This is a genomic window from Aeromonas sp. QDB56 (assembly GCF_027705505.1).
Classification (GTDB): Bacteria; Pseudomonadota; Gammaproteobacteria; order Enterobacterales; family Aeromonadaceae; genus Aeromonas; species Aeromonas caviae.
The window spans coordinates 1-2444 of sequence record NZ_JAPDBZ010000207.1 but is presented as its reverse complement, the minus strand read 5'-3'; the positions used below and the strand labels follow the sequence as shown (position 1 = coordinate 2444).

The window sequence follows — 2444 nt, the reverse complement described above, 5'->3', positions numbered from 1 at the left end:
TCGGGGCGGGCACGGGGCTCGCCGTGAATATGCGGGGCAACCCGACCAATTCATTAACTCACCCATTTTTCCGCAAATTTCGCGGGTTCACGGGATTGAGATGGAAAAGCCTAATCACTCAAAGGGAAAAACGCGCCCCGTTTCCCCCCGTTTGTGCGGGGCGGGCACGGGGCTCGCCGTGAATATGCGGGGCAACCCGACCAATTCATTAACTCACCCATTTTTCCGCAAATTTCGCGGGTTCACGGGGTTGAGATGGAAAAGTCTAATCACTCAAAGGGAAAAACGCGCCCCGTTTCCCCCCGTTTGTGCGGGGCGGACACGGGGCTCGGTAGCATTTTTACGGGATCGGACCGGGTAGCGACCGGGGCGGCCATCTGTTCACTCACCTTTCCCGCGTTGTCATCGTGCCGGGCCAACCAGGCCAAGGCGCGATGAGCAACGACCATTTTGATCGCCAAGCCAGAGACGGGTATTGGACCTCCTTTCAACAGCAAAGGGGGCCTATGCCGTGTCTAATCAGCTCACATGTTGAGGAACGAACCATGAACGAAACACCTACCCGATTTAAATTCACCAATCGGCGGATTGCCGATCTGCCCCCTAACCCCGATGACGCTCGCAGTACCGAAGCGGAGTATTCCGATATCGAAGTGACCGGTCTGCGCTGTCTGGTTGGCAAAGGGGAGGGGCGTCGCAAGTTCCTGCTGCGTTATCAAATACATGGCCGCAAGCGGGCCATTGCCCTCGGGCACTATCCAACGTTGGATGTCAGCGTGGCTCGCAAGCTGGCGCTCGACTACAAACGCAAGATCGCCGAAGGCGTTGACCCACAGCAGGCCAAGGAGGACAAGCGCAACCAGAAGACCCTGAGCAATTTGTTTCAGGAGGACTATCTCCCCTATCTGCAATCGCGAAATCGCAGTTGGAAGACGGATGAACATCGCTTCCGTAATCACCTACGGCCAATCTTCGGCAATCTGATCCCGGAGGAAATCACCGTTACCCGCATCCAGAACATGCAACAGATGTTGCTCAAGCGCCTCACTCCGGCCACCTGCAATCGCGTCCTAGCTTTGCTCAAGGCCATCATGACCTGGGCAGCCCGTGCCGGGCTTATCAAGGACAATCCAGCAGCCTTGGTGTCGTTGCTGCGAGAGAACAATCGGCGCGAACGCTACTTCACCCCAGATGAAATCCGTCGCCTGTTCCGGGCTGCAGATCAGCATGAGAGTTTCTATACCGGTCAGTACGTCAAGATGTTGCTGCTCACCGGCTTGCGCCGGGCCGAGCTGGCAAGGGCCAAATGGCAGCACTACAACAAGGAGGACAAGACCCTATATATTCCCCACACCAAGAACGGCCATAGCCGTGTGTTGCACCTGAACCATATGGCGGTGGAGCTGTTGAACTACTTACCGGTAACACAGGGAAATCCCTACCTGTTTCCAGGCAAGCGGCAAGGGCAGCCATTGCAAAATCCCACCAAGGGTTTTCAGCGGATGCTGGCGCGAGCCGGTATAGATAAGGAGGGGGTTTGCCTGCATACCTGTCGTCATTCGGTTGCGGCACTGATTGTCTCCAACGGCGGCACCCTGTTTGATGTGCAATCCCAGCTCGGGCACCGGAGCAGTCAAACATCACTGCGTTATGCTCACCTGCATAACACTCGGATGCAGCAGACCAGCCAGAAAATAGCCAACTGCATCCATGATGCCCTGACCAGCTCTGTACCATCCAAGCCGCTGCCGCTTCCCGAAGAGGGCGAGTGGGTTCAGGCCAGCTAGGTATGTCGGTATCTCATCCAGTGGTGAGATACCGATATCGCTGTTTAGCAGCCCAATGATCCGTTTTCAGCGACCGTCCCGACAAACCGCTACACAAAATCTGTCGTGGCTTATGAGCCTTCTCAACCGCTCCTCGCCGGTTGATAAAAAAAAACCTCACCTGATGACAAAAGCCCATCGCCGATGATGGGTTTTGCGAAAAACTACCTGCCAGCCAATTCGTCACGCCGTGTCGCGGCCTGTTTGGATAATCCGCGACACGGTTATTTCCCTTCTGTGATGGTATGCACGAACACGACAAGATTGCTCAGCGCCTCGGTATGCTCCTCACCCGCCTGTACAGCGGTGAGAGGCTACACCTGAGTGATCTGGCCACCGAGTACAACGTCACCGTGCGCACCCTGCAACGGGATTTCAATCAACGCCTCAGTTATTTACCGATAGAGCACCGCAGCCAGCAATACTGGCTGGATCCGGAGTTTCTCAATCACAAGAACGACAGAAAACTGCGAAAGCTGGCCGAACAGTTGGGCATCACCGACCTGTTCCCCCACGCCAGTGAACATCGTTTGGGTCAGCTGCGGCCTTGTTGCACAAATCGGGGAACTATCTAGCCAAGTGGTGATCTGATCTCCCGGATCAATCACCGAGCACAGT

2 protein-coding genes are annotated in these 2444 nt (G+C 55.7%); one reads left to right on the top strand and one right to left on the bottom strand.

The annotated features are described in order from the left end of the window. The first annotated feature begins 545 nt into the window (after positions 1-545). On the top strand, positions 546-1787 hold the full coding sequence (locus OKB81_RS19470; RefSeq protein WP_182859744.1) for a tyrosine-type recombinase/integrase: 1242 nt from the start codon (positions 546-548) through the stop codon (positions 1785-1787). A gap of 434 nt (positions 1788-2221) precedes the next feature. Here OKB81_RS19470 and OKB81_RS19465 read toward each other — a convergent pair. Then, positions 2222-2444: hypothetical protein (locus OKB81_RS19465; protein ID WP_270805390.1), on the bottom strand; the 223-nt coding region annotated here is incomplete at its 5' end.